Origin of the sequence: uncultured Thiodictyon sp. (assembly GCF_903946935.1) — a bacterium.
In the GTDB taxonomy this organism is placed as follows: domain Bacteria; phylum Pseudomonadota; class Gammaproteobacteria; order Chromatiales; family Chromatiaceae; genus Thiodictyon.
In genome coordinates, this window is record NZ_CAJAXH010000254.1 from 1 (window position 1) to 8,178 (window position 8,178).

The following is an 8,178-nucleotide window of genomic DNA, read 5'->3' on the forward strand; positions in this document are numbered from 1 at the left end:
AAACCGACTTCAAGCGAAACACAGGTTTATATTGCATCCGGACGCTTGCTTCTTCGGCAGATCTGCAATAATCAAACGCCGTATTTATTAGCCGTTAAGTAAGCCTCTATCTCAAAATGGTTCTTAGACAGCCTCTTAAAGAGACCCGCGAGCTTCGGGAAGACTATGCTGAGCGGTTCAATCATGACCCCGATGCCATTTTTGAGGATATTCTTAGACGCCAGAGTCAAACCGGGAGAGAGTTGGTGACTCTGCCCCCACGCAAGCCCCGATCTGCACCTAAAGCGGCCTGACATAGTGCGGCCGGCCACTGGCGCTCCCGGCGCGGAGCGCCTGACACAGGCGTGACACCGCTGGAGCGGTGTCACGAGAGCGGGGTGGTGTTCGGTGGCCGGAGTAATGATCGATGCCTTTTACGGCCTTGATTATCATTCCAGCCGTTTCGTTGTGTTCTGCGCGTCCGCGTCGGCTGAGAGATTGCCGTCCCAGATCTGAATTCCGGCGTCCCGGCCGGAATGACTGCGCGCCCCTGGCCGGAACGACGATCAAAACCCGATTGGGCCTTGGCCATAATCCCGGTCGCCGAACTAACCACGAGGTCATTGGTCCGCTTTGCGGACCGATCGCCCCTGCCCGGAAGAATGATCAAGGCGCTACCGCGTTTGCCGACGTTAGAAAGTCACTGCACAACGGGTTTGTCGGCGTCACCTTTGGCGGCGATCCGCTGAACGTCCTCGGTACTGAGTCCCAGCAATTCGGCGACTTCCCCAGCGTCAAGCCGGGTCAGCAGGCGGCGCACAATCAGTGCCTCGCGCGTCGCATCGCCATCGTCGTACCCGATCGAGTAAGAAGGCAATTGCTTGATATCGACCTGCGTGAGCATTCGTTGAGCCTCTACCACTTGGGGCTTCAGGCCCCGGTTTTCTGACAGAATTTCGAGCATTGTCATGTATTCACGAAAGCGCTTTTCATCTGCGCCCAGGAGTTCCTTCAGCCGGCGAACGATATAGCTGACGACTTCCTGAGGCTGCCTTCCGCCGAAGTCGCACAAAACGGCCAGCACCAAGGCATCCGGGTTGTCCTGCACCAACAGCCCAGCACAATTGATCTGGTGCATGTCCACCACGCCGTAGTGGTACTCGAGCAGTGCCGGTTCTTGGATACCGTCGGGCATTCTCAGCGGCTCGGTGCCGATATAGATCAGGAACTGACGGACAGCCCCCTGGTGTCCGGCCAGGCGGATGTCTGTGTAGTACCGGAGCATCCGCAGGGCCATATCATTCTTATTGTTGTTTGCGATCTCGACATGGAGCAGGAATTCGTTACCGTCGGTGGTGCGCATGCGCGCCACCAAGTCGGCGCGGCGGTCCTCGACCCGCTGGTTCTGGGTCTCCAGCAACTCGATGGCTTCTGCCTCAATGCCCAGCAAATGTCGGGCCAAGTCGGTGGTCAGGCGCTTAAGAGTATCCCGGCTGATGATGTCTTTAGCGGTCATGGAGAAAGGTTACCACGATAAAGGCTTGGCGGGTGCGCCACGAGCGGGTTCAGCGCCGTCACTGCAAGGGTTTCTAAGCGGACGAAATCGCTGGCGGAAATGGGTTGTGATTTCGGAATCACAACGCCAACGCCAGCACCACCGCATCCTCCCGCCCATAGCGCGCCGGGTAATAACCCCGGCGGGTGCCGATTTCACAGAAGCCCTCGGCGGCATAGAGCGCGCGGGCCGCTGCATTGGAGACCCGGACCTCGAGAAAGGCGGTGTCCGCGCCGCGCTGGCGCGCGAGCTTGAGCAGGCGGCGCAGCAGTCGTCGGCCGAAGCCCATGCGCTGCCAGTCGCAGTGGACACAGATGTTGAGTACGTGGCACTCGTCGGCCCCGATGGACATGACCGCGTGGGCGACCACCGCCTGGCCCATCTCGGCGACCCAGCAGTTGTAGCCGACCCGCAGACACTCGCGAAACACCTCGGCCTCCCAGGGAAAGTCGTAGGTACACCGTTCGGAGGCCAGTACCGAGTCGATGTCGCCGTCCTGCATGGGGCGCAGGTTCAGGCTCAGTTGCAGTTCGGCGGTCACTGGTGCGGTCTCGCGGGAACCAAAAGGATCGGTGGGTTACCGCAGAACCCTGGATTTCGCTGCGCTACATCCAGGCTACAGAAAACCGCTCCGCCGAATACTTGCCCAGTCTCCGAAGCGGTTTCATGAGAAAGTCGCGACGAGGGCAGGGCAGCTTGCGAGGTCGGGCCGCGGCTGAAGCCGCTCCCACCGGGTTGCGGTCTGAGTTGTGCGGTAACCCTCCCACCCCAACCGTCCCTCGCAACGGGGGAGGGGGCTCGAGGATCGGCGGTGTGGTCCGGCGCGGGCATCAAGGCGGCGGGAAGGGGCTGAATGATGGCCTCGGTAGTATTCGCGTATTCAATAGCGTTCATTGTATGTCCTGGCGCCGTCGCGGGCCAACTGCCGGGGGTTCATCAGGCGTCCCGGGTGTGCTGTCATGCGACTCATCCGCCGCAGCTATGCACCTTAAATCAACGATCAGGGGTGCGCCAGCGGGCAAATTTTCGCTGAATCGGCACAAGACAGTCCCCTGCGCCCGGCTTTGGGTTTATAGTTCGCCGTTAAATCATTGAGGGACGCGGCCCCTGGTACGCACCCTTGTCCCGGTCCCTCCAACTTACGAGAGCATGCGATGTCGCAATCTGAAATGGTTACCCTCGACGGCAATGAGGCGGTGGCCTATGTCGCCCACATGACCAACGAGGTCATCGCGATCTACCCGATTACCCCATCATCCAACATGGGTGAATGGGCGGACGAGTGGTCGGCCCAGGGGGTCAAAAACCTATGGGGTACGGTCCCCACGGTGGTCGAGATGCAGAGCGAGGCGGGGGCTGCCGGGGCGCTGCACGGGGCACTGCAAGGCGGGTCGCTCGCGACCACCTTCACCGCCTCTCAGGGCCTGCTGCTGATGATCCCCAACATGTACAAGATGGCCGGGGAGCTGTCCCCGGTGGTCATACACGTTGCCGCCCGCGCCCTGGCCGCCCAGGGTCTGTCGATCTTCGGCGACCACTCGGACGTGATGTCGACCCGCTCTACCGGCTTCGCCATGCTGTCCTCGGCCTCGGTCCAGGAGGCGATGGACTTCGCCCTGATCGCCCAGGCGGCCACGCTTGAAAGCCGGGTGCCGTTCATTCACTTTTTCGACGGTTTCCGCACCTCCCACGAGGTTGTGAAGGTCGAGCGCATCCCTGTTGCGACCATCCGGGCCATGATCGACGAGGACCTGGTGCGCGCCTGCCGGGATCGGGGACTGAACCCCAACCACCCGATCCTGCGCGGCACCGCCCAGAACCCGGACGTCTATTTCCAGGGTCGCGAGACGGTCAATGGCTTCTATAACGCCGTGCCCGGCATCGTCCAGCGGGCGATGGACAAATTTGCTGCCCTCACGGGTCGTCAGTACCGCCTGTTTGAATATGTCGGGTCCCCGGACGCGGAGCGGGTGATCGCCATCATGGGCTCAGGGATCGGCGCGGCCGAGGAGACCGTGAACGACCTGGTCGCCAAGGGCGAGAAGGTCGGACTGATCAAGGTACGTCTCTTCCGCCCGTTCGACCCGGCCTTGCTGCTGGCGGCGCTGCCGGTCACCGTGCGCCGCGTGGCCGTGCTCGACCGCTGCAAGGAGCCCGGCGCGGACGGCGAGCCTCTGTATAAGGACGTCGTGACTGGCCTGGCCCAGGCGGCGTCGGCCGGCCAACTGGCCGCCATGCCGCGGGTGATCGGCGGGCGCTACGGTCTGTCTTCCAAGGAGTTCACCCCCGGCATGGTCAAGGGGGTCTTCGATGAGCTCAACAAGGACCACCCGAAGAACAATTTCTCGATCGGTATCTTTGATGACCTGACCCATCTCAGCCTGGACTGGGACCCGAGCTATCGCCCCGAGGACCCGGGTGTCACCGCCTGCGTGTTCTTTGGCCTGGGCTCGGACGGCACCGTCTCGGCCAACAAGAACTCGATCAAGATCATCGCCGAGGAAACGCCCAACTACGGTCAGGGCTATTTCCAGTACGACTCCAAGAAGGCCGGCGCCATCACCGTGAGCCATCTGCGCTTCGGTCCACACCAGATCAACAGCACCTATCTGATCGGGGATGACGAGGCGAGCTTCGTCGCCTGTCACCAGCCGACCTTCCTCAGCCGTCACGCCATGCTCAACCACGCCCGCCGGGGCGGGACCTTCCTGCTCAACTCGGCCACCCCGGCCGATCAGGTCTGGAACGACCTGCCGCGCAGCATGCAGCAGACCATCATCGACAAGCAGTTGGCCTTCTATGTGATCGACGGCTATGGCATCGCCGAGGCGACCGGCATGGGGCGGCGCACCAACACCATTATGCAGACCTGCTTCTTCGCCATCTCCGGCATCCTGCCGCGCGATGAGGCGATCGAGCACATCAAGTATGCGGTGAAGAAGACCTACGGTAAGAAGGGCCAACGCCTGTTGGACCGCAACTACGAGGCCATCGACGCGACCCTGGCCGGGCTGCACCAGGTGACGGTGCCCGGTGAGGTTACCAGCACCTTCGACCGTCCGGCGAGCGTGCCGAGCGACGCCCCCGAGTTCGTGCGCAACGTCACCGCCTGCCTGATGGATGGCCATGGCGACCGCCTGCCGGTGAGCCTGATGCCCGCGGACGGCACCTGGCCGACCGGCACCACCCGCTTTGAGAAGCGCAACCTGGCGCTGAAGCTGCCGGTGTGGGACAAGGACCTGTGTACCCAGTGCGGCAAGTGTCCGCTGGTCTGCCCCCATGCGGCGATCCGCGCCAAGGTCTACCCTGAGGCGCTGACCGAGAGCGGCCCGGACGGCTTCCAGCATGTCCAGATCAAGGGTAAAGACTTCCCCGCCGGGCATCATGTCAGCTATCAAATCGCCCCGGACGACTGCACCGGCTGCGGGCTGTGTGTGGAGGTTTGCCCCATCCGCGACCGCAAGGACCCCAGCCGCAAGGCGCTCAATATGGTCGATGCGCAGGAGCGCCACGGCATTGAGCAGGCCAATTGGGACTTCTTCCTGACCCTGCCGGAATACGACCGCCGCGAGCTGGACCCGTCCAAGATCAAGCACGCCATGATGCTCGAGCCGCTGTTCGAGTTCTCCGGGGCCTGCGTGGGTTGCGGTGAGACGCCCTATATTAAGCTCGCCACCCAGCTCTTCGGCGACCGTATGATGGTGGCCAATGCCACCGGTTGCTCGTCTATCTATGGCGGCAATCTGCCCACCACCCCCTATACCAAGAACCCGGATGGGCGCGGGCCGGCCTGGAACAACTCGCTGTTCGAGGACAATGCCGAGTTCGGTCTGGGGATGCGGCTCGCGGTGGATAAGCAGGTGGAGCAGGCGCGTGAGCTGATCCAACTGCTGGCGGAGCCCATCGGTGGCGAGTTGGTGGAGGCGCTACTCAACGCCGATCAGAGTGACGAGGCCGGGATCTTCGAGCAGCGCGAGCGGGTCGCGATCCTCAAGACCCGCTTGGCCGGGATCGACCGGCTGGAGGCGCGTGTGCTGGAGGGGATCTGCGAACAGCTCGTCAAACGCAGCGTCTGGATCATCGGCGGCGATGGCTGGGCCTATGATATCGGCTACGGCGGCCTGGACCATGTGCTGGCCTCTGGGCGCAATGTCAACATCCTGGTCCTGGACACCGAGGTCTATTCCAATACCGGCGGGCAGAACTCCAAGTCCACGCCCATGGGTGCGGTGGCCAAGTTTGCCGCGAGCGGCAAGGCGTCATTCAAGAAGGACATGGCGATGATGGCTATGGCCTATCAGAATGTCTATGTGGCCTCGGTGGCCTTCGGTGCCAAGGACATGCAGACCGTGCGTGCCTTCCTGGAGGCGGAGAGTTATGACGGTCCCTCGATCATCATCGCCTATGCCCCCTGTATCGCCCACGGGGTGGACCTCTCCAACAACCTGCGACAACAGGACCTGGCGGTGAACTCCGGCCACTGGGGGCTGTTCCGCTATGATCCGCGGCGCGCCGCCGCCGGTGAGAATCCGCTGCTGATCGACAGCAAGGCGCCGAGCGTGCCTTACCGCGATTTCACCAGCAGCGAGACCCGTTTCTCGATGCTCACCCGCAGCCACCCGGAGGTCGCGGAACAGTTCCTGCAGCAGGCGCAACGGCATGTGCAGACCCGCTTCCAGCTCTATGAGCAGCTCGCGCACCTGGCCGCGCAGACGGCCGATGTGCCGGTAGGGGCGAAGCCCAAGGAATAAGCCATCGCACCGCCTGGACGCACCGGTAGTGCCGCGCGTAACCGGACGGGGCTTGTGCCCGTCCGGTTCGGCGGTCGCGGTGCGTGCCGTGCGGTTACCGATCCTATTCGGTCAACCCTGATTAAACCCATTTCGGAGCAATTGCCGTGGACCTGAGCACCAACTATCTGGGCCTTGCCCTCAAAAACCCGCTGATTCCCTCCGCCTCGCCGCTCTCCAAGAGCGTCGCGACGGCCCGGGAGCTGGAGGATAACGGCGCGTCGGCCATCATCATGTGGTCGCTATTCGAGGAGGCCGTCACCGCCGAGTCCGAATCCATGGTGCGCTTTCTGCACCACCAGGAGACCGGCTTCGGCGAGGCCGAGGCCGGCTTTCTGCCCGCCTTCGATGACTTCCAGAACGGGCTCGACCTCTATCTGGACAACGTGCGCCGGCTCAAAGAATCATTGGGCATCCCGGTGATCGCGAGCCTCAACGGGGTGACCCCGAGCGGTTGGATTCGTACCGCCAAGGACCTGGAGCAGGCCGGTGCCGATGCGCTGGAACTCAATGTCTATTACATCGCCGCCGATATCAACAACAGCGGCGCCCAGGTGGAAGAGCGCTATCTCAGTGTGCTGCGCGAACTGCGCGGTCAGGTGGCGCTGCCCATCAATATGAAGCTCTCGCCGGCCTTCAGTTCATTGGGCTATACGGTCCAGCAGATGGCCGCCGCCGGGGCCAATGGAGTGGCGCTCTTCAATCGCTTTTATCAGCCGGATATCGATATCACGGCACTGCGCCTGCACCCCCGGCTGCAGCCTTCCACCTCCGCCGATGCACTGCTCGCCATGCGTTGGATCGCCATCCTCTACGGGCGTATCGACGGGCTCTCATTGGGCGCCACCGGGGGTGTCCATACGCCGGCCGACGCCATTAAGCTGCTGCTCGCCGGGGCCGATGTGGTCCATCTGTGCAGTTCACTGCTCGCCCGGGGACCCAAGCACCTGGCGACCATCCTCACCGGCGTCACCGATTGGATGGGTGAGCAGGGCTTTGAGTCGGTCGCCGACTTCCGCGGCCGGGTCAGTGCGCTCACCATCCCCAACCCCGCTGAATTCGAGCGGGCCAACTATATGAATACGCTGGACAGCTATAGTGCCGGGGCGGGGGTGATGATCTAGTACCGCCCCCAACGGGGTCGAGCATACCAGCCCAGGGCAACGCCCTGGGTATGAGCTCGTTAGCCGTCACAAACACGCTCCACCCTTGATCCGCTCCCCCCCAATACTAAAGGAGTCCGTTCTCATGGGTATGACCTATTGGCTGCAAACGTTGCAGGGTCGCTTGATGTCGAGAGATGATGATGACCACTCCCTCATGCACGGGCTTGCGGATGAGCTCGACGCCGCCTGCGACGAACTGAAGATCCCCAAGCTATCCTCCTTCGCTGACTTCACCGACCTCGAATTGAACATGGCTGATGAGGATATGGACGACGAAGGTGAAGATGAGGGTACGGTCGATCCTGAAACGGGCTGTGGGTACGGGATCGACGAGATGCAGTGGTTTGATCTCCCCTCTGGGTTGAGTTGCCTCGCGAAGCTTCGGAGCCATGTTGCTGCAGGCTGGAACCCTAAACTTGAAGCGGAAACGAGGGGCGAACTCCTTGAAGAGCTGGATGACTGTATTGCCAAGCTCCGGGCCGCGCCAGCAGGCACCGACAAGTTCCACTTGGCAGTCATCATGTGACGCCTAGCAGCCTGTCGGACTTCGGGGCTCCGTCGCGGGTGACGTTCCTGTACACTGTCCGGATCAACCCCGATGTCCGGAGTACGACTGCTGATGCGCCGCTTCCATCCGATGGACCGCGAGACTGACTTGCTGCTGCCGCTGTCGGTGCAGGACTGGCTG

General features: G+C 62.4%; 5 protein-coding genes. 3 read left to right on the forward strand and 2 right to left on the reverse strand.

Annotation, left to right across the window (positions count from 1 at the left end):
• Positions 1-679: 679 nt before the first annotated feature.
• Together QZX93_RS22410 and rimI are read right to left on the reverse strand one after the other, a co-directional pair.
• Positions 680-1,495 carry a hypothetical protein gene (locus QZX93_RS22410; protein WP_295390510.1) on the reverse strand — a complete coding sequence of 272 codons (816 nt, stop codon included), beginning with the start codon at positions 1,493-1,495 and terminating at the stop codon, positions 680-682.
• Between the two features lie 118 nt (positions 1,496-1,613).
• Positions 1,614-2,075 (reverse strand): ribosomal protein S18-alanine N-acetyltransferase, encoded by a 462-nt coding sequence (gene rimI / locus QZX93_RS22415; protein ID WP_366761007.1) that lies wholly within the window; start codon positions 2,073-2,075, stop codon positions 1,614-1,616.
• Positions 2,076-2,688: 613 nt separating this feature from the next.
• Here rimI and nifJ point away from each other — a divergent pair.
• The 3 genes from nifJ to QZX93_RS22430 all read left to right on the forward strand — a co-directional run bounded on the left by nifJ (position 2,689) and on the right by QZX93_RS22430 (position 8,016).
• Positions 2,689-6,285 (forward strand): pyruvate:ferredoxin (flavodoxin) oxidoreductase, encoded by a 3,597-nt coding sequence (gene nifJ, locus QZX93_RS22420; protein ID WP_295390512.1) that lies wholly within the window; start codon positions 2,689-2,691, stop codon positions 6,283-6,285.
• 146 nt (positions 6,286-6,431) lie between these two features.
• Positions 6,432-7,448, forward strand: coding sequence for a dihydroorotate dehydrogenase-like protein (locus tag QZX93_RS22425; RefSeq protein ID WP_295390515.1), 1,017 nt, complete (start codon positions 6,432-6,434; stop codon positions 7,446-7,448).
• 124 nt (positions 7,449-7,572) lie between these two features.
• Complete coding sequence (locus tag QZX93_RS22430; RefSeq protein WP_295390517.1) at positions 7,573-8,016, forward strand: hypothetical protein; 444 nt, start codon at positions 7,573-7,575, stop codon at positions 8,014-8,016.
• The last annotated feature ends 162 nt before the right edge of the window (positions 8,017-8,178 follow it).